The following is a 24,511-nucleotide window of genomic DNA, read 5'->3' as shown; positions in this document are numbered from 1 at the left end:
TTCAGGCCTCCTTCATGCGTTGACGCGCGAGTCTTATATCGGAAAACCATACAAGTCCTCGCTGTAGCGCAATAAACAAGAACAGCAAGATACCAATCGCTATTTTTGTCCACCAGGAAGACAGTGTTCCATCGAAAACAATATAGGTCTGTATGAGGCCTTGTATGAGAATACCGACAAACGTCCCTGCCACCAGGCCGGCACCGCCGGTGAGTAGTGTGCCCCCAATCACGACCGACGCAATTGCGTCAAGCTCAACACCCACAGTTGCCAGCGAATAGCCCGATGATGTGTAGAGCGTATAGACGATGCCTGCGAGGCCGGAAAGCACGCCCGACATGGTATAGATGCCAATTGTGGTCCGACCAATCGGAACGCCCATCAGTTCTGCCGATTGCGCGTTGCCGCCAAGCGCATAGATATTGGCACCAAAACGCGTGCGATGCGCAATGATGCCGCCGATGATGAAAACTGCCAGCATGAGCATGGCAACAAAGGTTAATCTGCCGCCGCCCGGGAGCCTGAAGTAAAAGCCTTGTAAGGTTTCGATGAACGGATGCGAAATCGGCACAGATTGCGTCGAGATCAGAAATGCTGCTCCGCGTGCCAGAAACATGCCAGCGAGTGTCGCTACAAAGGGCGGGATGCCGAGGTAATGGATCATCATCCCCATCCACGCACCAAATAGCGCTGCTATCACCAGTACGAGCCCAAAAGCAATCAGCGGATGCACGCCAAGCTGTCCGACGAGCACGGCCACAAAAACGCTGGTAAAGGCGATGACGGATCCAACCGAAAGGTCTATGCCGCCGGAGATGATCACAAAGGTCATGCCAACGGCTGCAATGCCGAGGAAGGCATTATCGGTCAGAAGGTTGCCGATCACCCGCGTTGAAAGCATGTTCGGGAACTGGATGACGCAGATCGCATAGGCAAGCAGGAAAATTGCGACTGTTGTGACGAAAGGCAGATTGCGAAGCACTCTCATTGCCGTGCTCCTTGGTGCGTTGGCTTTGCGGCACTGTTTTTACGTTCAGCACGCAGGAAGGTGAAGAAGCTGACGATTGCCGGCGACTGGAATGTCAGCACGATGACGATAATGCCTGCCTTGATGATGAGGTTAAATTCCGGCGGAAACCCAGCCATCAGGATGCCGGTATTGATCGCCTGGATGATCAGCGCGCCAAGCAGCGACGCCATGATCGAGAAACGCCCGCCATTCAACGATGTGCCACCAATGACGACAGCCAGAATGGCATCGAGTTCAAGCCAGAGACCGGCGTTGTTGGCATCTGCACCGCGAATATCAGCGGTTGCGATCAGCCCGGCAAGCGCTGCACAAAGGCCAGAAACTGCATAGACACTAAACAGGAGAAAGCGCGCTTTAACCCCTGCCAGCATGGCGGCACGGCGGTTAATGCCTGTGGCTTCAATCAGGAAACCAAGCGCTGTCGAGCGCACCGCAAATCCGATTGCCAGCCCTGCACATACCCAGATTAAAACAGGGATGGGCACACCGAGGAGCGAGCCGGAACCGAGTGCTGCAAAGGAATCATTGTTGAAGGTGAGGATTGCGCCTTCGGTGATAAGCTGTGCGATGCCCCGCCCCGCCACCATCAATATCAGCGTTGCAATGATCGGCTGAATGTCAAAGACGGCGACAAGAAAGCCGTTCCACAATCCGCAAACGAGTCCGACGCCGAGGGCGACGGGTATGACAATCGCCAGCGGATAGCCTGCCACGATGAGTGATGCAGCTGTTGCGCCGCTGATTGCCATGACCGCGCCGACCGAGAGATCAATGCCGCGGGTGGCGATCACCAATGTCATGCCGACTGCCAGAATGGCGACAGGTGCAGCACGCACCAGAATATCGATCAGGCTCCCGTAGAGGCGTCCGTTCTGAAAAGAAATACCGAGAAAACCTGGCGCGATGATGGTATTTGCCGCCAGAATAAGCGCGAGGGCTGCCAGTTGTGGGCTTAGTCTTTTCAGTTTTCTGGTCATGCGAGCGATCATGCTGCCGCTTCCTTATCACTTCCGGTCTCAGCAATCGCACGCACGATATTGTCGGCGGTGATTTCTTCGCCTTTGAGTTCTGCCACATGGCGACGGTCGGAGAGCACCACCACGCGGTTTGCCACGGCTGCAAGCTCCTCGAATTCGGAGGAAATGATGACAAGAGACATGCCTTCGGTGCAGAGTTCGCCGATGAGCTTGAGAATTTCGGCATGGGCACCAATATCGATGCCACGCGTTGGCTCATCCAAAATCAGCAGGCGAGGATCGGTGGCGAGCCAACGCGCCAGAATGGCCTTTTGCTGGTTGCCGCCCGACAGAAATTTGATCGGTTTGTCCGGATCAGGCGGGCGTATATCCAATGCTTTGATATAACGCTGGGCGAGGGCAGCCTTTTCGCGTGACGAGATCGGTTTTGACCAGCCACGCTTGGCTTGAACGGCGAGCGCGATATTCTCGGCCACCGAAAAATCGCCGATGATCCCATCGGTCTTGCGCTCTTCAGGACAAAAGGCAAAGCGTTCGGAAATGGCTGCGACCGGTGAGGGGAGTTTTGTATCTTTGCCGTCAACACTAAGCGTGCCACTGTCTGCCTGATCGACGCCGAACATAAGCAAAGCAGTCTCTGTACGACCAGAACCGAGCAGTCCGGCAATGCCAACGGCTTCGCCGGGCTTGATCACGAGATCAAAGGGGGCCACGCTTCCTTTTTTGCCAAAGCCAGTGAATTGGATGGGCGCGGAATAGCTGTCGCTGACTTCCTCAGTTAGCTGACGACGGACAGTCTCCTGCAACTGATGCCCTAGCATCATGGAAATCAAATCGGTGCGAGGCAGTTCCGACAGATCGCGGCTGCCCACCAGACGACCGTTGCGCAGCACAGTTGCGCAATCAGCGATATCATAGACCTGATCCAGAAAATGCGTGATGATGATGATGCCAAGACCCTCGGCCTTCAAATGGCGCAAGACGCCAAACAGCATCTCGACTTCATGCGCATCAAGACTGGCCGTTGGCTCATCCAACACCAGAACTTTGCCTGAAACATCGACAGCGCGGGCGATTGCGATGATCTGGCGGATGGCGACAGAATAAGCCGACAAAGGTGCACCGACATCAATCGTGAGGCCGTATCGGGCGAGCAGGGTGGCTGCATCTTTTTCCATGCGGCGACGGTCAATGAAGCCGAGGCGTCGCGGCTGGCGACCAAGAAACAGGTTTTCGGCGACTGTCAGATTTTCAAGAAGATTGACCTCCTGATAGACGGTTCCAATGCCGAGCGTTTGCGCTTGCATCACAGAGGCGGGCGCGATGAGCTGGCCTTCAAGCAAAACAGAACCGTCAAAGCCGTGATAGGCGCCGGTCAAAATTTTGATGAGCGTTGATTTTCCTGCGCCGTTTTCGCCAAGGAGCGCGTGAATTTCACCGCGATTGAGCGCGAAATCGACGTGATCGAGTGCAGTCACACCAAGAAAAGATTTGGTAATTGAGCGCGCTTCAAGAAGCGGCGTTGCTGGCGTTTCGCGCACAGCGAAGTCGGGGCGAGCCATGGCAGTCTTCCGTTTGCGAATTTCAAAACCAGAGCGTGTCGCATGTAGTGCACCACTGCACTTGCTCTGTTTCTATTTCACGCATGTCGCGAAAAGCCGTTTCCCACTCTTTCGCGACGCAAGCAGCGCCGGGCCGCAGTCGATGCGGCCCGAAACCATGAAATTCAATCCGAAGATCAGTAGCCGAGGCCCTTCTTGGCTTCGTAAACAGCCTTCGGGTCATCAGCTTGTGTGTAAAGCTTGGATTCGGTCTGGATCCACTTTGGTGGAACCGTGCCTTTTTCCTTGAACGCTTCGATGACGTCGAAAGCAGGACCTGCCATGTTTGGTGTCAGTTCCACCGTCGCATTGGCTTCACCATTGGCCATCGCCTGGAAAATATCAGGAACGGCATCAATCGAGACGACCTTGATGTCGGTGCCGGGCTTCAAGCCAGCTTCCTTGATGGCCTGAATGGCGCCAACTGCCATGTCGTCATTGTGCGCATAAACGGCGCAGATGTCCTTGCCGCCATTTTCGGCTTTGATGAAGCTTTCCATGACTTCTTTACCCTTGGTGCGGGTGAAGTCGCCGGTCTGCGAGCGGGAAATCTTGATGTTGTCGTGGCCTGCAAGCGCTTCTTCAAAGCCCTTCTTGCGGTTGATCGCCGGTGAAGAACCGGTGGTGCCCTGAAGTTCGACAACCGAGCAAGGCTTGTCGCCCACTTCCTTGACCAGCCAGTCGCCCGCGACCTTGCCTTCATGGACCTGATCAGAGGTAACAGCGGTGAGATAGAGGTCTTCCGGTGCATCGATCTGGCGGTCGAGAAGCACGACAGGAATTTCTGCTTCCTTGGCTTCCTTCAGAACCGCATCCCAACCCGTTGCAACAACCGGCGCAATCAGGATCGCGTCAACGCCCTGCGCAATAAAACCGCGAACGGCTTTGATCTGGTTTTCCTGCTTCTGCTGCGCGTCGGCAAATTTGAGTGCGTGGCCGCGCTTCTCAGCTTCCTGTTTTGTCACGCTTGTTTCAGCGGCGCGCCAGCCCGATTCGGAACCGATCTGCGAGAAGCCGACCGTAAGTGAAGCGGCGGACGCGCTTGAGATCAGAGCGAATGAAAATGCGGCCGTCAGAGCCGTCAGACTGCGTTTCATAATGGATCCTCCCAAAGAAAAGGCCCTCCCGGCCTTCTCGTTTATGAAGCATATAATATTACTTTATGGCAAGCGTCTTTGTTGTATTTACTTTGGAATAGGGGTGCGACAAACGTGCATAATCGTAAATTATATAATTAAAACATAGTTTTATATTCGCCTTGCCTGATGCAGGCCTTAGAGGGTGGTGTATGGGGCATTTCCCTTGCTTGACAAGTATGCGTTTGACAAAATAGTCATATTAATAAGAAGGAGCCGCACTTTCGCACATGGGTGCTCTGAGCGGTTGGATAGAATGTTCCGCGATAGTTTTGCGGAAAATGGGAGGTTCAATGTTACGTCTGGTACAGTTCCGCGATGCAAGCGGAGAAACGCGTGTGGCCGCTTGCGATGATGAAGGTGCTGCACATGTCGTCAATGGCGTAACGACGACCTATGAACTGGCATGGGCTGCAATTTCCGCCGGCATCAGTCTGAGCGAACAGGTTGAACGCAATGGCAAGGGCGAAGCAGTTGATATTGATGCAGCGCTCTCAGATGGCCGCGTTGGTCTGCCCATTACCCATGAAGATCCAGCACATCTGATCGTTGCAGGTACGGGCCTCACACATCTTGGATCTGCCGATGGTCGTGACAAGATGCACAAGGCAGCGCAGGCGGCTGAAAAGCCGACCGACTCCATGCGTATGTTCCTGATGGGTGTTGAAGGGGGCAAGCCGAAGCCCGGTGAAACCGGCGTGCAGCCGGAATGGTTCTATAAGGGCGATGGTTCGGCACTGGTTGAAACTGGTGGTGCGCTGGTCTCGCCAGCTTTTGCCGAAGATGGTGGTGAAGAACCGGAACTGGCGGGCATCTATCTGATTGGACCGGACGGCACGCCGTTCCGCCTTGGTTTTTGCCTCGCGAATGAGTTTTCCGATCATGTGACGGAAAAGCAGAATTATCTCTGGCTCGCGCATTCCAAGCTGCGTCAGGCGTCGCTGGGGCCGGAGCTTTATGTCGGTGATCTGCCGGATCACGTTGAAGGTGTTTCGCGCATTAAGCGCGGGGATCAGGTGATCTTTGAAAAGCCGTTCCTGTCGGGCGAAGCGAACATGTCACACACAATTGCCAATCTGGAGCATCATCATTTCAAGTATGAACTGTTCCGTCGCCCGGGAGACATTCATGTGCATTTCTTTGGCACGGCGACACTGTCCTTCTCAGAAGGTGTGAAGACGGAAAATGGCGACCAGTTCGAAATTTCGGCAAAGCCTTTCCGTTATCCGCTGGTCAATAAATTGGCGCAGGCGAAAGCCGAAGACGTTGTTGTGAAGGCGCTCTGAAATGGCGGCCGCATCCAATATCAATCTGGCAATTGTTGGTCTTGGCAAAATTGCTCGTGACCAGCATCTGCCGTCCATTGAAGCTGTTGATGGTATTGAACTCAAAGCCATTGCCAGCCGCAATGCAGGCCTTGATGGTTTGCCATCCTTTCATGACATCGATCAATTGCTTGAAAGCGACATTGCCATTGACGCGGTATCGCTTTGCACGCCGCCGCAGGGCCGGTTTCAACAGGCCTATGCAGCGCTCAGCGCTGCCAAGCATGTGATGCTGGAAAAGCCTCCGGGTGCAACGATTTCGGAAGTGCAGGCGCTGACGCGTTTTGCTGAAAAGCAGGGCGTTACGCTTTATGCAACCTGGCATTCACGCGAAGCTGCAGCCGTTGAGCCTGCACGCGAATTTCTGAAAGATGCTGCAATTCATTCTGTTGCGGTGTCGTGGAAAGAGGATGTGCGCCATTGGCATCCCGGCCAGCAGTGGATCTGGGAGCCGGGTGGTCTTGGTGTGTTTGATCCGGGCATTAATGCGCTGTCGATTGTCACGCATATTTTGCCGGAACGGTTTTTTCTGACGAAGTCCGATCTTTATTTCCCTGAAAATCGTGCGGCACCGATTGCAGCTGATCTTGCGTTTGAAACGGAAAGTGGTGTGCCAGTTTCCTTTGAACTCGACTGGCGTCAGACGGGTCCGCAGACATGGGATATTCGTGTCGAGACTGATAAAGGAACGCTGCTGTTGAGCCATGGCGGTAGCCGTCTGACCATCGCAGGCAGCGAGAAAATGGCCGAGCCGGATCGTGAATATCAGCGCCTTTACCAGAATTTCGTGAAGCTGGTTGGTGCGGGGCAGAGCGATGTTGACCTCGCGCCGCTGACGCATGTTGCAGACGCTTTCCTTATGGGACAGCGCCATATCGTTGAAGTTTTTGAAGATTAGGAATTGGGGCCGCACTGCGGTCTCTTACCCACGCAGGACAGTGAAATGAATAAGCCCGTCGATCCGAAAGCACCACGATTCCGTTCCCGCGCATGGTTCGATAATCCGGACAATGTCGACATGACGGCGCTCTATCTTGAGCGCTACATGAATTATGGTCTCAGTCAGGAAGAGTTGCAATCGGGGCGACCGATCATCGGCATTGCGCAGACGGGTTCGGACCTTTCGCCATGCAACCGTCATCATCTGGAGCTCGCCAATCGCGTGCGTGAGGGTGTGCGTGAAGCGGGCGGTATCGTGATCGAGTTTCCGGTTCATCCTATTCAGGAAACCGGCAAACGTCCGACTGCGGGCCTTGATCGTAACCTTGCTTATCTCGGCCTTGTTGAAGTGCTTTATGGCTATCCGCTGGATGGCGTTGTGCTGACTATTGGTTGCGACAAGACCACGCCTGCCTGTCTGATGGCAGCTGCGACTGTCAATATTCCAGCGATTGCGCTCTCGGTTGGTCCGATGCTCAATGGCTGGTTCCGGGGCGAACGCACGGGTTCGGGCACCATCGTCTGGAAGGCGCGTGAGCTGCTTGCCAAGGGCGAGATCGATTATGCGGGCTTTATCAAGCTGGTTGCCTCGTCTGCGCCATCGACTGGCTATTGCAACACGATGGGTACGGCAACGACCATGAACTCGCTTGCCGAAGCGCTTGGTATGCAGTTGCCGGGTTCGGCTGCAATTCCCGCGCCTTATCGTGATCGTCAGGAAGTGGCCTATCTGACTGGTCGTCGTATTGTCGAAATGGTTTATGAAGATTTGAAGCCAACAGACATCATGACCAAGGAGGCGTTCATCAATGCAATTCGCGTCAATTCCGCGATTGGCGGCTCGACCAATGCGCCGATTCATCTCAATGCGCTTGCGCGTCATGTTGGCGTTGATCTGACGATTGACGACTGGCAGAAATATGGTGAGGATATTCCGCTGCTGGTCAATCTCCAGCCAGCGGGTGAATATCTTGGCGAAGATTATTACCATGCGGGCGGTGTGCCAGCGGTCGTTAATCAGCTGATGGGGCAGGGCCTCATTCATGAGGACGCGCTGACTGTTAACGGCAAGACCATCGGTGAAAACTGCAAAAATGCCACGATTGAAGACAGCAATGTCATCAAGACCTATGATCAGCCATTGAAGAGCCATGCTGGTTTCCGCGTGCTGCGCGGCAATCTGTTCTCGTCGGCGATCATGAAACTGAGCGTTATCTCGGAAGAATTCCGCAATCGCTATCTGAGCGACGCAAAAGACCCGAATGCTTTTGAAGGCAAGGCAATCGTTTTTGATGGCCCGGAAGATTATCATCACCGGATTGATGATCCGTCGCTGGAGATTGATGAGCACTCTGTACTGTTCATGCGCGGTGCTGGCCCAATCGGCTATCCGGGTGCGGCGGAAGTTGTGAATATGCGTGCGCCGGATTACCTTCTCAAGAAGGGCATCAGTTCGCTGCCTTGCATCGGAGATGGCCGTCAGTCGGGTACTTCCGGTTCGCCGTCGATCCTCAACGCGTCGCCGGAAGCAGCTGCTGGCGGTGGTCTGGCATTACTGAAAATGGGCGATCGGGTGCGCATCGATCTTGGTCGCGGCACAGCCGATATTCTGATTTCCGATGAAGAACTGGCAGAGCGCCGCAAGGCTCTGGAAGCTGCTGGCGGTTATAAATATCCCGAAAGCCAGACGCCTTGGCAGGAAATCCAGCGCGCGGTCGTCGGGCAGATGGAAACCGGTGCGGTTCTTGAAAATGCGGTCAAATATCAGGACATTGCGCACACGCGCGGTCTGCCGCGAGACAACCACTAAATGTCTGGTGCGAAAACACCATTTGCGGCAGTGGCGGATTGGGGGACCACCCGGTTCCGCCTCTGGACGCTGGATGTTGATGGTCATGTCCTCAGGGAAAGCCGCGGTGACGACGGGTTGATCTCGGCAAAAGAAAAGGGCTTTGAGACGCTGCTCGAACGGCATCTTGCATCCGTCGATGCGCCGGATGATCTGCCGGTCGTGATCTGCGGTATGGCAGGTTCGCGGACTGGCTGGGTCGAAGCGCCTTATATGAGCCTGCCAGCCGGGTTGGAAGGTATTGTTGCTGCTGCGGTTCGCGTGCCTGCAAAGCGCCCTGTCATCATGCTGCCGGGTGTTGCCCGCCGCAGCGAAGATGCGCCGGATGTGATGCGCGGTGAAGAAACCAAGCTGCTTGGTCTGGTGCATCGCGGCACGCGCGATGCCGTGGTGGTGATGCCCGGTACACATGCGAAATGGGTGCATATCGCAGACGGCAAGCTTAATGATTATCGCTCTTTCATGACAGGTGAATTGTTTGCTCTGCTCAAAGAGAGGTCGGTTCTGGCTGGTGCGCTTGAAGGAGCAGGGCCGGTTGATCCAGCGAGTGCAGCCTTTAAGGTTGGTGTTAAAACTTCGCTTGAGACACCTGAGCTTATCGCCAATGCGCTCTTTACGGTGCGTGCTGGCTGGCTGGTGCATGACTTTAAGCCGACAGATCAGCTTGCACGTCTGTCGGGTCTGTTGATCGGGTTGGAAGTTGCTGGTGGCCGCACATTGTTTGGAAAACCAAGCGAGGCCCTGCTGCTTTCCGATGGCATGATGGGTGCGCTTTATGCTTCTGCGCTTGAGATTGCCGGTGTGAAAGTAAAACGCATCGAAGCCGATGAGTTGGTGCGCGATGGGCTGTTTATGGCGGCAAAACACGCATTTGCGGGAGGCGCACAATGAGCGAACGTATCGCATGGCCGAAGCTTCGCTATCCATTGGTAGCTATCCTGCGTGGTATTCGGCCAGAAGAAACGGAAGCGATTGTTTCCACGCTGATCGAGGTGGGTTTTGAGGCAATTGAAATTCCGCTCAATTCGCCGGATCCCTTCGTATCCATTGAAAAGGCTGCGAAACTCGCGCCTGCTCATGTGCTGATTGGGGCAGGAACGGTTCTTTCGGTTGAGAATGTGGATCGGTTGAACGATGTTGGCGGCAGGCTTCTGGTCAGCCCGAATGTCGAGCCTGATGTTATTCGCCGCGCATCGCATCATGGCATGGTGACGATGCCTGGTGTTTTCACACCGACCGAGGCCTTTGCCGCAATTCATGCAGGCGCATCGGCGTTGAAGTTCTTCCCGGCCAGTGTGCTGGGCGCTGAAGGCATCAAGGCGATCTGTGCCGTATTGCCGAAGGATATTCCGGTGGGTGCCGTGGGTGGCGTCTCGGAGAATGATTTTGCAACCTATCGGGCAGCGGGAGTGAGCTGCTTCGGGCTTGGTTCCAGTCTTTACAAGGCTGGTTTGACGGTTGCCGATGTGCGTGAACGCGCACAGCGTGCAGTTGAGGCTTGGAACAAGATCGCGGGCTGAGAGAGCCTGGATTTTGTTTGAAAAGTATTCCGCAGGTTCAGGCTCAGGATGTTCTGGGCATGGGGCGGGGGCGGAAGTTTTGGGAGAATGGCAGTCTCAATGAGACAGCCCAATTACGGGAGTGAGATAATGGCAGGCATAAAATCATTCACACTGGCAGCAGCGCTTGCTGCCTTTGCATTTACGGGCTTTGCACATGCTGAGGACAAGGGCCTCGTTGGCGTTGCAATGCCAACCAAGTCGTCCGCACGCTGGATTGCCGATGGCGACAACATGGTAAAGGTGCTTCAGGAACGCGGTTACAAGACCGATCTTCAATATGCTGAAGATGACGTTCCGAACCAGCTGGCCCAGATTGAAAACATGGTCACCAAGGGTGCTAAAGTTCTGGTCGTTGCGTCGATCGATGGCACCACATTGTCCGATGTTCTGGCCAAGGCCAATGACGCAGGCATCAAGGTTATCGCTTATGACCGCCTGATCCGCGACACACCAAACGTCTCTTATTACGCGACCTTCGATAATTTCCAGGTTGGCGTTTTGCAGGCACAGTCGATTGAAAAAGCACTGGATCTCAAGAACAAGGAAGGTCCGTTCTATATCGAGTTGTTCGGCGGTTCGCCAGACGATAACAATGCCTATTTCTTCTATAATGGTGCAATGTCCGTTCTCCAGCCATACATCGACAGCGGCAAGCTTATCGTTGGTAGTGGCCAGACCGGCATGGACAAGGTAGCGACACTCCGCTGGGACGGTGCCACCGCTCAGGCGCGCATGGACTCGATCCTCTCAGCCTTCTATTCCGACAAGAAGCTGGATGCTGTGCTGTCACCATATGACGGTATTTCCATTGGCATTCTGTCCTCACTCAAGGGTGTTGGCTATGGCAGCGGCGACATGCCAATGCCTGCGGTTTCCGGTCAGGACGCCGAAGTGCCTTCTGTCAAGTCGATCCTTGCTGGTGAGCAGAATTCCACCATCTTCAAAGATACCCGCGAACTCGCCAAGGTCACCGTTGATATGGTTGACGCCGTGATGAGTGGTAAAGAGCCAGAAGTGAACGACACCAAGACCTATGACAATGGCGTCAAGGTTGTGCCGTCCTATCTGCTCAAGCCTGTCATCGTAGACAAGTCGAACTGGAAGGAAGTTCTGGTCGATAGCGGTTACTACAAAGAAGACCAAATCAAGTAATTTTGTGTCTGGACGCGCCATTTTGTGGCGCGTCCATAATGCCTGCTTCCTTGTCATGATCCCCGCCGCCCAGTTTTCGAACTGGGTTAGGCCGAAAGATTGACAGCGTTGTCTTTTTATGAGTGTGCAGCTTCTCATAAATTGACGACAGAGCAGGTTTGTCATGGGAGCGAGCGAATGAGTTTAGCCAATCCTGTTGAACGTGAGACAGGCAGCGAAGGCCCACATGTGAGTGGTCCGCCGCTGCTTGAAATGCGCGGTATCAGCAAATCCTTCGGCGTTGTGAAGGCTCTGAGTGACGTCAATTTCACGGTGATGCCGGGCGAAATCCACGCCTTTGTCGGTGAAAATGGCGCGGGAAAATCCACGCTGATGAAAGTGCTGTCTGGGGTTTATCCCTCTGGCAGTTATGACGGCTCGATTGTCTTTGATGGCGAAGAGCGACACTTCCGCGATATCAACGATTCCGAAGCGCTGGGCATTGTCATCATCCATCAGGAGCTCGCACTTGTGCCATTGATGTCGATTGCCGAGAATATTTTTCTCGTCAATCCGCCCGGATCTTATGGCGTCATTGACCGCAGCGAAGTCTATCAGCGTACGAAAGTGCTGTTGAAGAAGGTTGGTCTTACGGAATCGCCCGATACGCTGGTGACGGACATTGGTGTTGGCAAACAGCAACTCGTTGAAATCGCGAAAGCCCTTTCCAAGCGGGTACGTCTGCTGATCCTTGATGAGCCTACCGCGAGCTTGAACGAAACCGACAGTGCGGCATTGCTGGCATTGCTGAAAGAATTCCGTGCGCAGGGCATTACCTCCATCCTGATCTCGCACAAGCTCAATGAAATTCGTGAAGTGGCGGACAAGATCACCGTTCTGCGTGATGGTCGTGCAGTAGCAACGCTGGATTGTCATGAGGGTGAGGTCGAAGAAGACGAGATCATCCGCAAAATGGTCGATCGTGATCTCGAAAGCCGCTATCCGAAGCGTGAGCCGAAGATCGGTGAAGTGATTTTCGAGGCTGAGAACTGGTCGGTCTATCATCCGCTGCACCCGGAGCGACACTCGGTTAAAAATGTTTCGTTCAACGTGCGCGCCGGGGAAATTGTCGGGATTGCAGGCCTGATGGGTGCTGGCCGCACCGAGTTCGCCATGAGTCTTTTCGGGCGTTCATGGGGCACGAATATCACTGGCGAAGCGCGGATGCATGGCAAGCCGGTGGATATTTCTACCGTGGCACGGGCTATCAAATCCGGGCTCGCTTATGTGACCGAGGACCGCAAGAAGCTGGGCCTTGTTCTTGGCGATAATATATCGCGCAATATATCGCTCGCGCATTTGCGTGGCGTCAGCCCGAAGGGCGTGATCGACAGCATTCGCGAAATGAAGGTCGCGAATGACTATCGCAGCCAGATGAGCATCCGCTGCCACAACGTTTATCAGGAAACAGGCACGCTTTCCGGAGGCAACCAGCAGAAGGTGGTGCTGTCAAAATGGCTGTTCACCGGGCCGGACGTGCTGATCCTCGATGAACCGACGCGCGGCATCGATGTGGGTGCCAAATACGACATTTACACAATCATCAATTCATTGGCCGACAGCGGCAAGGGCGTGGTCGTCATTTCGTCCGAAATGCCGGAACTGATCGGGATTTGCGACCGCATTGTCGTCATGCATGAGGGAGCCTTCGTCGGCGAAGTCGCTGGCGAAGAAGCAACGCAGGAAAACATTATGCGTGCGATCATGCGCAATAAGGGAAAACAATCATGAGCGAGACCGTAGTCCAGAAAGCGCCGAGCGGTATCGGGCGTTATCTCAAAAACAACCTGCGTGAATCGGGAATGCTGCTCTCGCTTATCGCGATCATGATCTTCTTCCAGATCGTCACTGGCGGCGTGTTGATGAAGCCGCTGAATCTGACTAACCTTGTGTTGCAAAACAGTTATATCGTCATCATGGCGCTCGGTATGTTGCTGATTATCGTGACCGGACATATCGATTTGTCGGTCGGATCAGTCTGCGGATTTATCGGCGCACTGGCGGCGGTGATGATGGTTCGGTGGGGAATTCCGTTTCCTATTGCTGCCATTCTGTGTCTGATTGCCGGTGGTATTATCGGTGCGATGCAAGGTTTCTGGGTCGCTTATTTTAATATTCCATCCTTCATCGTCACCCTTGCTGGGATGCTGGTTTTCAAAGGATTGATGCTGGCCGTTCTCGGTGGGCAGTCGGTCGGTCCATTCCCTCCGATGTTTCAGAAATTGTCGTCTGGCTTCATTCCCGAATTTATCGGTGTGACGGGTGGTGTCTATCTGACATCGCTGATCCTCGGTCTCGTGCTTGCTGGTTTCATCGTCTGGCAGAACTCAAGATCGCGTGCGCGTCACATTGCGCATGAGGTAGAAACCGAGCCTTTCGCCTTTTTCGTGATCAAGAATATCGTGTTGTTTGCCGGTATCGCTTATCTTGCCCTGCTGATTTCTTCACATCGCGGCATGCCCAACGTGTTGATTATTATGGCAGTTCTGATTGCGGCCTATGCGTTTCTCACGACGCGCACGGTGATCGGTCGCCAGATTTATGCGGTCGGTGGTAATCGCCATGCGGCAAAGCTTTCGGGTGTTAAAACCGAGCGACTGACCTTTCTGGCATTCGTCAATATGGGTGTGCTGGCAGCCCTTGCCGGGCTGGTTTTTGCAGCCCGTTTGAATACGGCAACACCAAAAGCCGGTCTTGGATTTGAGCTGGATGTGATCGCCGCCTGCTTCATCGGTGGGGCATCGGCCTATGGTGGCGTTGGCCGTGTGACAGGTGCCGTGATCGGTGCGCTGATTATGGGTGTGATGAACAATGGCATGTCGATCTTGGGTATAGGTATCGACTATCAGCAAGTGATCAAGGGTATTGTTTTGTTGGGTGCTGTTTGCATCGATGTTTACAACCAGCGTCGCTAAAAAGGGGTTTTGCCGCGATATTGCCACATTCTTACCATGGGTTTGCCACAGCAATCACATTCTGAACATCGCTTTTGAGCACGAAATGCGCACAAAAAACGTGTTTTAGCACGTTTTAGCACTTTTGCTCCGCTCTTTTGGGAGAGGGAAGCGTGAGCAAAACGGGCCGGAACCGAGTTCCGGCCCGACTGTTTTCAGATCGCGGTCCGGCGTGCGTGGTCGAGATAAATCTCACGCAGCTTGAGTGCGACCGGACCCGGCTTGCCACCGCCGATAGGCTTGTCGTCGATGAACGAAATCGGCGTTACGAAAGTGCCCGCGCTGGTCATGAAAGCTTCTTTCGCAGCATAAGCTTCGTCAATCGTGAAAGCGCGTTCTTCAAGCGTCATGCCGGTTTCAGCAATCAGCTGCAAAAGGGACAGACGTGTGCAGCCAGGAAGCACTGCATTGCTGTTCGGGCGGGTGACGATGACATCATCCTGCGTGATGATATAGCTGGTCGACGATGCACCTTCGGTGACATAGCCGTCCTCGATCATCCAGGCTTCGTCGCAACCGGCATGTTTGGCAATTTCCTTGGCAAGCGCCTGTGGCAGAAGGCAGACGGTTTTGATATCGCGACGCTTCCAGCGCAGATCATCGAGTGAAAGCACCCGAATGCCTGTCGTGACTTCCGGCCGGTTGGCGAGGGCTTTAACCTGTGTGAACAGAACGACTGATGGCTTCAAACCCTTGGCGACGAAATCACGGTCGCGACCATCGCCGCGCGTGACTTGCAAATAGACCAGACCTTCGGTGAGATTGTTGCGGCGGATCAGTTCGCGTTCGATCTCGACGATCTCATCTTCGCTCATCGGCATAGGAATACCGATTTCTCCGGTTGAACGGCGCAGGCGCTTCATATGTGGGTCGCTATCGACCAGCTTGCCGTCAAGGACTGCGGTTACTTCGTAAATTCCGTCACCAAAGAGAAAACCACGATCAAAGATCGAGATTTTTGCATCGCGTGCGGCGACATATTCGCCATTCACATAAACGATGCGGTCTTCAAGTTCTGCTGAAACGGCCATGATGGAACGGTCCTGAAAATAGCGCATATCCAAAGCGCTAGAAAGAAAAGGCTGCGAAGAACATCGCAGCCTTTTCTTAAGATACCATCTCATCAGAAGGAACAATAATTTTCAGGCAGCCTGTTTTGCAGCTGTAATTGCTTCGCTGCGGATTTCTTCGGTAAGCTTTAAGCGCAGTTCGGAGAATTCAGGGCTGGCTTTGACCTGATAAGAACGCGGATGTTCGATATTGACTGGCGTGATTGATTTGATCTTGCCGGGGCGGGCTGTCATCGTCACCACGCGGGTCGCCATAAAGATGGACTCTTCAATATCGTGGGTGACGAAAATGACGGTCTTCTGTTCCCGCTCCCAGATACCGAGCAGAAGTTCCTGCATCAGCCCACGCGTCTGGTTGTCGAGCGCGCCGAAAGGCTCATCGAGAAGCAGAATCTTTGGATCATTGGCCAGAGCGCGGGCGATTGCCGTGCGCTGCTGCATGCCGCCTGAAAGCTGTTTTGGCCAGTGGTTTTCAAATCCGCGCAGGCCGACCTTGTCGATATAGCTATCGATGATTTCACGGGCCTGCTTTTCCGGCATGCCTTTTTCGCGCAGGCCGAAACCGACATTCTGCCGAACGGTCAGCCATGGAAACAGCGTATAAGACTGGAACACCATGCCGCGATCGGCACCCGGTCCTTTGACTGGCTGATCTTCCAGCGTCACCGTGCCCGTGGTTGGCTTGTCAAGACCGGCAATGATGCGCAGAAGCGTGGACTTGCCGCAGCCTGATGGACCAAGAATGGTCACGAAATCATTCTTTGGAATGATGAGATCGGTCGCTTGCAGCGCCAGCGTTGGCTTGCCGCCGTGCACACCCGGAAAGGTGCGGCTGACGCCTTTGACGACGAGTTCCTGTTCGGTTGTCGTAAGCATTACGCAAACCTCCACGCAAAGAGCCAGCGGTTGATGTATTTGAACGCCAGATCAGAAATCAGACCGATAACGCCGATGACGATGATGCCGAAAATAATCTGTCCGGTCGCCATCAGCGCCTGGGAATTGATGATCATATAGCCGATGCCCGACGATGCACCGATCAGCTCTGCCACGATCACATAAGTCCAGGCCCAGCCCAACACGAGACGCAGCGTTTCAGCAATATCGGGAGCGCTTGAAGGCACAAGCACACGGCGAATGACGCCGCGGTCCTTGGCGCCGAGTGTATAGGCAGCTTCAACCAGATCGCGGCGTGTGCCGGAAACGATAACAGCGATCATCAGAATGAGCTGGAACACGGCACCAATGAAGATAACGAGTAGCTTTTGTGTTTCGCCAATGCCTGACCAGAGAATAAGAAGCGGCACGAATGCAGATGCTGGCAAATAACGCGCGAAGGAAACGAAGGGTTCGAGCAGCGCTTCAATCGGCTTATAGGCGCCCATGGCTATTCCGAGCGGAATGGCCACGATGCTTGCCATAATGAAGCCGCCCAACACACGCCAGACAGTCATGCCAATATCCGACATAAAACCCTGATTGACGATAAGATCATACCCATCCTGAACCATGGTAATCGGATCGGCGAGGAAGGTAGGCGAAACAAAGCCTCCGAGCGTCGCAACGCCCCAGAAAGCAAAGAAAAGCACGAAGAACAGAATTCCCAGAAGAATTCGGGCTCCATTTCCGATCGGTTGCATAGGCTGCATAGGCATATCCGTTTAGTCAGGCACGCAGGCTGCCTCAAGCATGAGGCGGAAATAAAACAGACCCGGAGTGAACTCCGAGTCTGCGCTGCAATGGCATTTACTTGATAAAGCTGATGTCGACAATCTCGTCGAGATTTGGCTTGTTCTTGATGACACCAGCGTCAAGCAGGAGCTTTGTTGCTTCTTCGGAAAATTCCTTGAATTCGCCTTCAAAGAACTTCTGGTTGGCGGCCTTGTCCTGCCAGCGCAGATAGGCTGCGGACTTGCCAAATTCTTCGCCCGACTGCTTTACGTCCTTACCCATGATTTCATAGGACTTGGCCGGATCCGCAGCAATCATTTCCAGCGCTTCAAAATAGCTGGTGGCGAGCGCCTTGGCAGCTTCCGGGTTCTTTTCAAGGAAGTCCGGTGTGCAGCCGACCGTATCCATCACAGCGGGATATTCCAGCGTGGTCGCGAGAATTTTGCCCTTGTCCGGTGCCGCGCGAACGGTCGAGAGATATGGCTCATAGGTCATGGCCGCATCATTCTGGCCCGCAACAAAAGCCTGTGCTGCTGGTCCCGGTTCCATGTTGACGATTTTGACGTCCTTGGTGGTCATGCCGTTTTTAGCGAGCATATAGGCCAGGAAGAAGTAAGGCGACGTGCCGGGCGCGGAGGCTGCAACTGTCTTGCCTTTAAGATCGGCAAAGGAATTGACGTCACCACGCACGGCAATGCCGTCAGCGCCATAGGATTTATCCATCTGGAAAATCTGCTTGGACTTCACGCCAGCGGAGTTCCAGATAATCCATGTTTCAACCGTGGTTGCAGCGCACTGGATATCACCGGAGGCCAGAGCCAGATGGCGGCTTGCCTGCGGAATTTTATTGAGCGTGACGTCGAGGCCGTTCTTCTTGAAGATACCCGCTTCTTTCGCAAGTGTGAGCGGACCAAAGCCGGTCCAGCCGGAAAAGCCGATTGCGACTTTGGTTTCTGCCTGTGCGGCAGAGGCAAGGGTGAGTGCTGCGAGGGCTGCACCAGCCAACCAAGATTTTCTCATATGTGAACCCCTTTTTGTTTTAAGCATATACATATTCTTGCAGACAAATTAGCAGGACCACAATTTCTGTCCAGAGAGACAGGCAAAGAAACCTTTGCTTGTCCGTCTCGCGAAATATCGAATAAGCCTTTGATTATATGTCTATAATCGAAATCTTATAGGCGATGCCTCTCCCAGTAAGCTCTACAGAAAACTGCGCATCTTCTGATAAGATCAGGCAGTCATGCTGGTCGAGATGCGCGATTCTATTGTCGCTTTTCAGCTCGAAATTTCCTTCTGCACAGAAAATAAGCACGGTGCCGCTTTCCGCTTCAACGATTACCGAATCATTTGTGACGATGCGGGTGACCTGATGCGTGAAGCTCAAGCGTCGTGTCATGACATTGAGGTCGGTGATTGGGCCGTCGATGAGGCGGGCACCAGAGCTTGCATCGGCGGCAAAGGCAAAGGGTGCTGTCTCTCGGGTGAGGGTGGTTTCCACCCCTTCAACATCGAGAACAATGCCGTTGCCTTCCAGAACCGACAAGGTGCGATCAATGTCGGGGAAGGTCGAGAAGGGGCCATCATTGGCAACGGTTGCCGTGGAAATGCGCCAGTCGAAATTATCGACCGACGCATTGATCGGATGGATTGCGACTTCGACCGTTACGCCGCCGCCGTTTTTCCACGGCATGCGGCGATGGTCCTTCGCTTTGAGGACTTTGAATTCCATTAATTCAACCAACCGTTTGATACTGCCCAGAAAGCAACGGGTGCGGTGAGCAGAATGCTCAATGCTGTGCGGATGTACCAAATGACGATCAAATCACGGAATTTGAGCGGTACGGATGTTGCCAGAACGCATGGGATCGAAGCGGACAGGAACAGAACCTGGCTGACCGAAACAACAGCGGCAACAAACTTTAGCGCGACATCTGCATCTTTGAGAAGAATGGCGGGCAGGAACATTTCGGCGAGACCGGAGGCCATGGATTTCGCAGCAAGCATTGGGTCGGAAAACTGCGCAAGCCATGTGAATGGATAAAGTGCAAGGCCCAGAACATCGAAAAGCGGTGTATATTTTGCAGCCAAAAGGCCAAGAAGACCGACGGCCATAATGCTTGGCAAAATCATCGATGCCATGCGCAGACCGTCGAGGAACGTTGCCCAGAGCAGAGGCAACAGCTTTGGTGCGCTCTGTGCCTGCGTAATGCCCGCATCTATCGCAGTTTCAATGCGACCTTTGCCTGCTGGCAGTGGCATGTCGCGATCTTCCGGATGGTCCATACGGCTTAGCGGCCACAGGCGCGCTGCGATCGCTGAGACGATGAAAGTGACGAAGAAAGTCGTCCAGAAATAGAGGTTCCATGATTCCATCAGACCGAGTGTCCGCGCGACGATAATCATGAAAGTGGCAGAAACCGTCGAAAATCCGGTTGCAACAATTGCAGCTTCTCGTGCGGTATATTTGCCTTCTTTATAAACGCGGTCTGTGATCAGAAGTGCCAGCGAATAGCTGCCAACGAATGATGCGACGGCATCAATTGCCGACCAGCCGGGGGTGCGCCAGATGGGGCGCATCACAGGCTGAACGATAACGCCGGTGAATTCGAGCAGGCCGTAACCGATCAAAAAAGCAAGTGCCAGTGCGCCGATTGGCACAATCAGGCCGACGGAAAGCACGAGTTTGTCAAAAAGAAAAGGCAGCATGTCAGGCGTGAACAGCAACGCCGGACCGAGATTCGCGAGATACATGACCGTTGCAACTAGTCCAAGCACCCGCAAGACCGAGAAGATTTTTTCCGTCAGGTTCTTCTTCCATGTTCCATTGAAGAATGGTCCAAACGCACCATAAGCAATCAGCAGACAAACAAGTGTCAGAGCGACAGGTCGCAATTGGGCTGCCAGTGCCGTGGCTGCATGATCAAGCAGAATAGTGGATTTTCCGCCAATCGTAACAGGAACGAAAAAGAAGAAGATTCCTATGAAGCTGTATACAACCAGCTTGAGTGCTGCCGTTCCGCGTGAGGGTTCCCGGCCGCTAAGCGTCGTGTCTGTCATCGATATTCCCCGGTATTACGTGTATTTTTGAACATGAAAAAAGGCGGCCCCCGTAAGGGCCGCCTTCGATTGGATTCTTAGTTTCCAAGGATCGCCGGAAGGCGAAGACCCTGCTGTTTTGCCCAGTCGAGGGCTTCTTCATAGCCCGCATCGGCATGGCGCATGACGCCGGTGGCCGGATCATTCCACAGCACGCGACCGATGCGTTCATCGGCATCTTCCGAACCGTCACAGCAGATGACCATGCCCGAATGCTGGGAGAAGCCCATGCCGACGCCGCCGCCGTGATGGAGCGATACCCATGTTGCGCCCGATGCCGTGTTGAGAAGCGCGTTGAGCAGCGGCCAGTCGGATACGGCGTCGGAGCCGTCCTTCATGGCTTCGGTTTCGCGGTTTGGTGACGCGACCGAACCTGAATCGAGATGATCACGGCCAATGACGATTGGCGCTTTCAGCTCGCCGTTGCGAACCATTTCGTTGAAGGCGAGGCCGAGGCGGTGACGATCACCAAGGCCAACCCAGCAGATGCGCGCTGGCAGGCCTTGGAATTCGATGCGCTCCTTTGCCATGTCGAGCCAGTTATGCAGGTGTTTGTTGTCTGGCAGCAGTTCCTTCACCTTGGCATCGGTCTTTGCAATATCTTCTGGATCGCCGGAAAGGGCTGCCCAGCGGAAAGGTCCAATGCCGCGGCAGAACAGCGGGCGGATATAGGCGGGTACGAAGCCCGGGAAGGCAAACGCGTCTTCCAAACCTTCTTCAAGCGCCATCTGACGGATATTGTTGCCGTAATCCACCGTTGGAATGCCCGCATTATGAAAGTCGAGCATGGCCTGAACCTGCACCTTCATCGAAGCGCGGGCGGCTTTCGCAACTGCTTGCGGATCGCTTTCCTGCTTGGCGCGCCATTCAGCAACGCTCCAGCCGATTGGCAGATAGCCATGCACCGGATCATGGGCTGAAGTCTGGTCGGTCACGATGTCAGGGCGCACGCCGCGCTTGACGAGTTCCGGGAAGATTTCAGCCGCGTTGCCTATGAGAGCTATGGATTTGGCTTCGCCTGCCTTGGTCCATTCGTCGATCTTGGCCAGAGCTTCATCGAGGCTGTGGGTCTTTTCATCGACATAGCGGGTGCGCAGGCGGAAATCGGCGCGGGTTTCGTCGCATTCAACGGCCAAGCAGCAAGCGCCTGCCATGACGGCTGCAAGCGGTTGAGCGCCGCCCATGCCGCCGAGGCCGCCGGTCAGAATCCACTTGCCTTTGAGATTGCCATCATAGTGCTGGCGACCGGCTTCCACGAAGGTCTCATAGGTGCCCTGCACAATACCCTGAGCGCCGATATAAATCCACGAACCGGCAGTCATCTGGCCATACATGGCGAGACCCTTCTTATCCAGTTCGTTGAAATGATCCCAAGTTGCCCAATGGGGCACGAGGTTGGAATTGGCGATCAGAACGCGCGGTGCATCCTTATGGGTGCGGAACACGCCAACCGGTTTACCGGACTGCACCAGCAGGGTTTCGTCGTCATTGAGTGTTTTCAATGTTGCAACGATGCGGTCAAAGTCGTCCCATGTGCGGGCTGCGCGACCAATGCCGCCATAGACAACCAGTTCATGCGGGCGCTCGGCAACATCCGGGTCGAGGTTGTTCATCAACATGCGCAGCGGTGCTTCGGTGAGCCAGCTCTTCGCATTGAGTTCGGTGCCGCGTGGAGCACGGATTTCACGCTCGTTATGACGTGGGTTGGACATGGTTTACTCCTCAGGATTTCAGTTCGGCGGCAATGTTCTCAAGCCGCTCAAGAATGGATTTGAGATGCACACGAAGCTTTGTTGCCTTCGCCTCGTCATAGGCAAAGGGAACGGTCTCGGTGGTTAAATGGGTTGATTGCGCCAGCTCCATCTGGATGGCGTGGACGCCGGTTTCGGGCTTGCCATAGTGGCGCGTCGTCCAGCCGCCCTTGAAACGGCCATTGAGAATGTATGTGTAGCCGCTGGCGTTTTCGGTCACTTCCACGGCTGCGGCTTCGATTTCCGGTGCGCAGGTCTTGCCAAGGTCTGTGCCGATGTTGAAATCCGGCAGCTTGCCTTCAAACAGGAACGGGATATGCGAGCGGATCGAGTGGCAATCGTAAAGGATTGCTACGCCGTGGATTGCTTTCACGCGTTCGATTTCAGCGGCAAGGGCATCGTGATAGGGCTTGTGAAAGCGGGTGATGCGATCTGTAATATCGGCTTCGGTGGGGGCTTCGCCGTCTTTCCAGATTGCAAGGCCGTCGAAATCGGTTTCCGGGATCAGCGTCGTGGTGTTCTGGCCCGGATAGAGGCTCACACCTGCCGGATCGCGATTGGCATCGATGCAATAGCGATGAAAGGTGGCGCGGACTGTCGTGACATTGTCCAGTAGCCCGTCATAGAGCTGATGGATATGCCAGTCGGTGTCGGCAAGAATGCGGCCATTGTCATTGAGCCGCGCCCAGATGTCTTCCGGCACGTCTGTTCCGGTGTGGGGCAGGCCGAGAATGACAGGTGACGAACCCTGGTGGAGTTCAAAAGCGCTCATTTCAAATCTCCAGTGCAGGCAGAATATGGGCGCTGATGCTGCCGGTGAACGAGCCGTCGGCGATGATGGCGCTTGCGCTTGCCAAATCGTTGGCCATGTAGCGATCAACGTCGAGTGTCGGCACATGCGCGCGCAGAACGGCGATGGCGCTTTTCAGTTCTGGACTGGTTTCAAGGGGGCCACGCAATTCAACACCCAGCGCGCCAGTCAATGCTTCAATGCCGATGATTGCGTTGAGGTTTTCGGTCATCTGCAACAGGCGGCGTGCACCATGGCAGGCCATGGAAACATGATCTTCCTGATTGGCGGAGGTTGGCGTGGAATCAACCGATGCCGGATGCGCCATCTGCTTGTTTTCGCTCATCAGTGCGGCGGATGTGACTTCCGCAATCATAAGACCCGAATTGAGGCCCGGCTTTTTAGCGAGGAACGCAGGCAGGCCGAAGGAAAGCGCAGGATCGACCAGAAGTGCAATGCGGCGCTGGGCAATTGCGCCAATTTCACACACAGCCAGCGCAATCTGATCGGCTGCGAAAGCAACGGGTTCGGCATGGAAGTTGCCGCCTGAAACCACACTGTCATCGGAGAGGACGAGTGGGTTATCGGTGACGGCATTGGCTTCGATTTCCAATGTGCAGGCAGCCTGGCGCAGAATGTCGAGGGCTGCACCATCAACTTGCGGCTGACAGCGGATGCAATAAGGGTCCTGCACGCGCTGGTCGCCGTCCAGATGGCTTTCGCGAATGACCGAGCCAGACAGGAGATTGCGCAGGGCTGCTGCCGTATCGATCTGACCCTGATGCCCACGCAATGTGTGAATATCTGGATGAAACGGAGCCGTTGAACCCATGGCCGCATCGGTCGAAAGTGCGCCGGTGATGAGGGCTGCCTGCAATGCACGATGCGCGCGGAACAGGCCGGCCAATGCCAATGCGGTTGAGGTCTGTGTGCCGTTGATGAGGGCTAGACCTTCCTTGGCAGCCAGAACAACCGGCTTGAGGCCGGCTTTTTTCAGTGCGTCAGCAGATGGCAGGCGTTCGCCCTGATAGAAGGCTTCGCCTTCGCCGATCATTGTCGCGGCCATATGCGCAAGCGGCGCGAGATCGCCAGAAGCACCAACCGAACCCTTGGCCGGGATCATCGGGATCACGCCCTTTTCCAGCATGGCTTCGATAAGGGTAATGAGTTCCAGCCGCACGCCTGATGCACCACGGCCAAGCGAAATGAGCTTCAGCGCCATGATGAGGCGCACGATGTTTTCGCTCAGCGGTTCACCGACGCCGCAGCAATGCGACAGGATCAGATTGCGCTGAAGTGTTGCTACATCTTCGGGCGCGATGCGGATCGAGGCGAGCTTACCAAAGCCGGTATTGATGCCATAGACCGGTGCATCGCCGGCGGCGATTTCGGCAATGCGGCGAGCTGCCTTTTCAACGCCTGTATGGAAAGACGGATCGATGCGAACGGCATGATTTTCGCGGTAAATCTGTTCAAGTACGCCAAGTGAAACGCTGCCGGGTTTCAAGATAAGGGTCATGGAAAACTCCTTAAGAGCGCATCCCGAAAAGTGTGAAGCGCTTTTCG

Annotated in this window: 21 protein-coding genes; 8 read left to right on the top strand and 13 right to left on the bottom strand. The window is 54.5% G+C overall.

Going from position 1 to position 24,511, the window contains the following annotated elements; all coding sequences use genetic code 11:
• Position 1: 1 nt before the first annotated feature.
• From yjfF to ytfQ, 4 genes are all read right to left on the bottom strand, one after another.
• The gene (yjfF, locus tag U2P60_RS18075; RefSeq protein ID WP_313826983.1) at positions 2-988 is read right to left on the bottom strand and encodes a galactofuranose ABC transporter, permease protein YjfF; all 987 of its coding nucleotides are present in this window, start codon (positions 986-988) and stop codon (positions 2-4) included.
• Positions 985-2,019, bottom strand: a complete 1,035-nt coding sequence (locus U2P60_RS18070) for an ABC transporter permease (protein ID WP_413573597.1) — start codon at positions 2,017-2,019, stop codon at positions 985-987. Before U2P60_RS18070 ends, yjfF begins: the two co-directional genes overlap by 4 nt.
• Positions 2,016-3,569 carry a sugar ABC transporter ATP-binding protein gene (locus U2P60_RS18065; RefSeq protein WP_413573595.1) on the bottom strand — a complete coding sequence of 518 codons (1,554 nt, stop codon included), beginning with the start codon at positions 3,567-3,569 and terminating at the stop codon, positions 2,016-2,018. Before U2P60_RS18065 ends, U2P60_RS18070 begins: the two co-directional genes overlap by 4 nt.
• A 176-nt stretch (positions 3,570-3,745) precedes the next feature.
• Entirely contained in the window at positions 3,746-4,705 is a 960-nt protein-coding gene (ytfQ, locus tag U2P60_RS18060; RefSeq protein WP_313826979.1) for a galactofuranose ABC transporter, galactofuranose-binding protein YtfQ, read from the bottom strand.
• A gap of 332 nt (positions 4,706-5,037) precedes the next feature.
• Here ytfQ and araD1 point away from each other — a divergent pair, with 332 nt between their 5' ends.
• The 8 genes from araD1 (at position 5,038) to mmsB (ending at position 14,525) form a co-directional block, all read left to right on the top strand.
• Positions 5,038-6,030 carry an AraD1 family protein gene (araD1, locus tag U2P60_RS18055; RefSeq protein ID WP_413573592.1) on the top strand — a complete coding sequence of 331 codons (993 nt, stop codon included), beginning with the start codon at positions 5,038-5,040 and terminating at the stop codon, positions 6,028-6,030.
• A gap of 1 nt (position 6,031) precedes the next feature.
• Positions 6,032-6,967 (top strand): Gfo/Idh/MocA family protein, encoded by a 936-nt coding sequence (locus U2P60_RS18050; RefSeq protein WP_413573590.1) that lies wholly within the window; start codon positions 6,032-6,034, stop codon positions 6,965-6,967.
• A gap of 45 nt (positions 6,968-7,012) precedes the next feature.
• Positions 7,013-8,818, top strand: coding sequence for an IlvD/Edd family dehydratase (locus U2P60_RS18045; protein WP_313826976.1), 1,806 nt, complete (start codon positions 7,013-7,015; stop codon positions 8,816-8,818).
• Positions 8,819-9,748, top strand: coding sequence for a 2-dehydro-3-deoxygalactonokinase (locus tag U2P60_RS18040; protein WP_413573588.1), 930 nt, complete (start codon positions 8,819-8,821; stop codon positions 9,746-9,748).
• On the top strand, positions 9,745-10,377 hold the full coding sequence (locus U2P60_RS18035; protein ID WP_413573587.1) for a 2-dehydro-3-deoxy-6-phosphogalactonate aldolase: 633 nt from the start codon (positions 9,745-9,747) through the stop codon (positions 10,375-10,377). The genes U2P60_RS18040 and U2P60_RS18035 overlap by 4 nt, the downstream gene beginning before the upstream one ends.
• A 129-nt stretch (positions 10,378-10,506) precedes the next feature.
• Positions 10,507-11,571, top strand: a complete 1,065-nt coding sequence (chvE, locus tag U2P60_RS18030) for a multiple monosaccharide ABC transporter substrate-binding protein (RefSeq protein WP_413573585.1) — start codon at positions 10,507-10,509, stop codon at positions 11,569-11,571.
• Between the two features lie 177 nt (positions 11,572-11,748).
• Positions 11,749-13,341, top strand: coding sequence for a multiple monosaccharide ABC transporter ATP-binding protein (mmsA, locus tag U2P60_RS18025; protein ID WP_413573584.1), 1,593 nt, complete (start codon positions 11,749-11,751; stop codon positions 13,339-13,341).
• Complete coding sequence (gene mmsB, locus U2P60_RS18020) at positions 13,338-14,525, top strand: multiple monosaccharide ABC transporter permease (protein ID WP_413573583.1); 1,188 nt, start codon at positions 13,338-13,340, stop codon at positions 14,523-14,525. Before mmsA ends, mmsB begins: the two co-directional genes overlap by 4 nt.
• Positions 14,526-14,719: 194 nt before the next feature.
• On the opposite strand, the gene U2P60_RS18015 is transcribed toward mmsB, so the two are convergent.
• The 9 genes from U2P60_RS18015 to hutH form a co-directional block, all read right to left on the bottom strand.
• Complete coding sequence (locus U2P60_RS18015) at positions 14,720-15,598, bottom strand: D-amino-acid transaminase (RefSeq protein WP_413573864.1); 879 nt, start codon at positions 15,596-15,598, stop codon at positions 14,720-14,722.
• 108 nt (positions 15,599-15,706) lie between these two features.
• On the bottom strand, positions 15,707-16,510 hold the full coding sequence (locus U2P60_RS18010; protein WP_413573582.1) for an ABC transporter ATP-binding protein: 804 nt from the start codon (positions 16,508-16,510) through the stop codon (positions 15,707-15,709).
• A complete protein-coding gene (locus U2P60_RS18005; RefSeq protein WP_313826966.1) occupies positions 16,510-17,283 on the bottom strand; it encodes an ABC transporter permease in 774 nt (257 codons plus the stop codon). Before U2P60_RS18005 ends, U2P60_RS18010 begins: the two co-directional genes overlap by 1 nt.
• 97 nt (positions 17,284-17,380) lie before the next feature.
• Complete coding sequence (locus U2P60_RS18000) at positions 17,381-18,325, bottom strand: ABC transporter substrate-binding protein (RefSeq protein ID WP_313826964.1); 945 nt, start codon at positions 18,323-18,325, stop codon at positions 17,381-17,383.
• A gap of 133 nt (positions 18,326-18,458) precedes the next feature.
• Positions 18,459-19,037 carry a HutD family protein gene (locus tag U2P60_RS17995; protein WP_413573581.1) on the bottom strand — a complete coding sequence of 193 codons (579 nt, stop codon included), beginning with the start codon at positions 19,035-19,037 and terminating at the stop codon, positions 18,459-18,461.
• Positions 19,037-20,365 carry a YjiH family protein gene (locus U2P60_RS17990; RefSeq protein WP_413573580.1) on the bottom strand — a complete coding sequence of 443 codons (1,329 nt, stop codon included), beginning with the start codon at positions 20,363-20,365 and terminating at the stop codon, positions 19,037-19,039. Before U2P60_RS17990 ends, U2P60_RS17995 begins: the two co-directional genes overlap by 1 nt.
• 77 nt (positions 20,366-20,442) lie before the next feature.
• Positions 20,443-22,116 carry a urocanate hydratase gene (hutU, locus tag U2P60_RS17985; protein WP_313826959.1) on the bottom strand — a complete coding sequence of 558 codons (1,674 nt, stop codon included), beginning with the start codon at positions 22,114-22,116 and terminating at the stop codon, positions 20,443-20,445.
• 10 nt (positions 22,117-22,126) lie between these two features.
• Complete coding sequence (gene hutG / locus U2P60_RS17980; RefSeq protein ID WP_413573579.1) at positions 22,127-22,927, bottom strand: N-formylglutamate deformylase; 801 nt, start codon at positions 22,925-22,927, stop codon at positions 22,127-22,129.
• Position 22,928: 1 nt separating this feature from the next.
• Positions 22,929-24,464 (bottom strand): histidine ammonia-lyase, encoded by a 1,536-nt coding sequence (gene hutH, locus U2P60_RS17975; protein ID WP_413573578.1) that lies wholly within the window; start codon positions 24,462-24,464, stop codon positions 22,929-22,931.
• Between the last annotated feature and the right edge of the window lie 47 nt (positions 24,465-24,511).

The sequence above is a fragment of the Brucella sp. H1_1004 genome, assembly GCF_047308065.1.
Lineage (GTDB): Bacteria > Pseudomonadota > Alphaproteobacteria > Rhizobiales > Rhizobiaceae > Brucella > Brucella pseudogrignonensis_B.
This window is presented reverse-complemented; position numbering and strand designations above follow the sequence as displayed.

Bases quoted from the DNA above. Each gene is read 5' to 3' on its own strand.
- yjfF (WP_313826983.1), bottom strand. From the start codon at position 988: ATGAGAGTGCTTCGCAATCTGCCTTTCGTCACAACAGTCGCAATTTTC.
- U2P60_RS18070 (WP_413573597.1), bottom strand. From the start codon at position 2,019: ATGATCGCTCGCATGACCAGAAAACTGAAAAGACTAAGCCCACAACTG.
- U2P60_RS18065 (WP_413573595.1), bottom strand. From the start codon at position 3,569: ATGGCTCGCCCCGACTTCGCTGTGCGCGAAACGCCAGCAACGCCGCTT.
- ytfQ (WP_313826979.1), bottom strand. From the start codon at position 4,705: ATGAAACGCAGTCTGACGGCTCTGACGGCCGCATTTTCATTCGCTCTG.
- araD1 (WP_413573592.1), top strand. From the start codon at position 5,038: ATGTTACGTCTGGTACAGTTCCGCGATGCAAGCGGAGAAACGCGTGTG.
- U2P60_RS18050 (WP_413573590.1), top strand. From the start codon at position 6,032: ATGGCGGCCGCATCCAATATCAATCTGGCAATTGTTGGTCTTGGCAAA.
- U2P60_RS18045 (WP_313826976.1), top strand. From the start codon at position 7,013: ATGAATAAGCCCGTCGATCCGAAAGCACCACGATTCCGTTCCCGCGCA.
- U2P60_RS18040 (WP_413573588.1), top strand. From the start codon at position 8,819: ATGTCTGGTGCGAAAACACCATTTGCGGCAGTGGCGGATTGGGGGACC.
- U2P60_RS18035 (WP_413573587.1), top strand. From the start codon at position 9,745: ATGAGCGAACGTATCGCATGGCCGAAGCTTCGCTATCCATTGGTAGCT.
- chvE (WP_413573585.1), top strand. From the start codon at position 10,507: ATGGCAGGCATAAAATCATTCACACTGGCAGCAGCGCTTGCTGCCTTT.
- mmsA (WP_413573584.1), top strand. From the start codon at position 11,749: ATGAGTTTAGCCAATCCTGTTGAACGTGAGACAGGCAGCGAAGGCCCA.
- mmsB (WP_413573583.1), top strand. From the start codon at position 13,338: ATGAGCGAGACCGTAGTCCAGAAAGCGCCGAGCGGTATCGGGCGTTAT.
- U2P60_RS18010 (WP_413573582.1), bottom strand. From the start codon at position 16,510: ATGCTTACGACAACCGAACAGGAACTCGTCGTCAAAGGCGTCAGCCGC.
- U2P60_RS18005 (WP_313826966.1), bottom strand. From the start codon at position 17,283: ATGCAGCCTATGCAACCGATCGGAAATGGAGCCCGAATTCTTCTGGGA.
- U2P60_RS18000 (WP_313826964.1), bottom strand. From the start codon at position 18,325: ATGAGAAAATCTTGGTTGGCTGGTGCAGCCCTCGCAGCACTCACCCTT.
- U2P60_RS17995 (WP_413573581.1), bottom strand. From the start codon at position 19,037: ATGGAATTCAAAGTCCTCAAAGCGAAGGACCATCGCCGCATGCCGTGG.
- U2P60_RS17990 (WP_413573580.1), bottom strand. From the start codon at position 20,365: ATGACAGACACGACGCTTAGCGGCCGGGAACCCTCACGCGGAACGGCA.
- hutU (WP_313826959.1), bottom strand. From the start codon at position 22,116: ATGTCCAACCCACGTCATAACGAGCGTGAAATCCGTGCTCCACGCGGC.
- hutG (WP_413573579.1), bottom strand. From the start codon at position 22,927: ATGAGCGCTTTTGAACTCCACCAGGGTTCGTCACCTGTCATTCTCGGC.
- hutH (WP_413573578.1), bottom strand. From the start codon at position 24,464: ATGACCCTTATCTTGAAACCCGGCAGCGTTTCACTTGGCGTACTTGAA.